This window comes from Vibrio sp. YT-19(2023) (genome assembly GCF_033337395.1).
On sequence record NZ_JAWOQN010000951.1, the window covers coordinates 1 to 556 of the forward strand.

1 protein-coding gene is annotated in these 556 nt (G+C 52.3%); it reads left to right on the forward strand.

Annotated features, from left to right (window positions below; genetic code table 11):
- On the forward strand, positions 1 to 398 hold a 398-nt coding region (locus R7E78_RS29365), incomplete at its 5' end, for a ParA family protein (RefSeq protein ID WP_318059052.1).
- Positions 399 to 556: the final 158 nt, after the last annotated feature.

Below are 556 nucleotides of genomic sequence, written 5' to 3' on the forward strand. Positions count from 1 at the left end.
TGCTGATTGATTGTCCGCCTAGCCTCGGCAGAAAGCTGGTGGCAGCGTTGGTGATGTCTACCCATGTGGCATGTCCAGTAAAGCTCTCTGGCTTCGCTGTGGACGGCGTAGAAGGTCTCCTGAACACGATTATTGGTGTGCGCGAGGCGTACAACCAAGATTTGGAGATCCTGGGCATCGTGATCAACGACATGGACCGCTCTGTCAATCACGACAAAGCCCTCAAGTCGCTGGAGAACACAGTTCCGGATCTGTTGTTTGAGAACAAAATTATGCACCGGCCTCCGCTCGATACGGCGACGACTGATGGCATCCCTGTCTGGGAGCTTCGCTATGGACATGTCGCGGCCAAAGAAGTTGAGGCGGTGTTGGAAGAACTATTAGAGAAGGTGGGCTAAGCGATGGCATTGAACAATTTAAAAGGCCTGTCCGAACTTGCTAAAGCCGCCAAAGGCAAGAAAGGCAAAGAGGTTCTTACCGTACCTGTTGACGACGTTGTATCCAAGGTCCAGGTTCGTAAGCGCTTCCGTAACATTGAAGAGCTGGCGGCAACCTT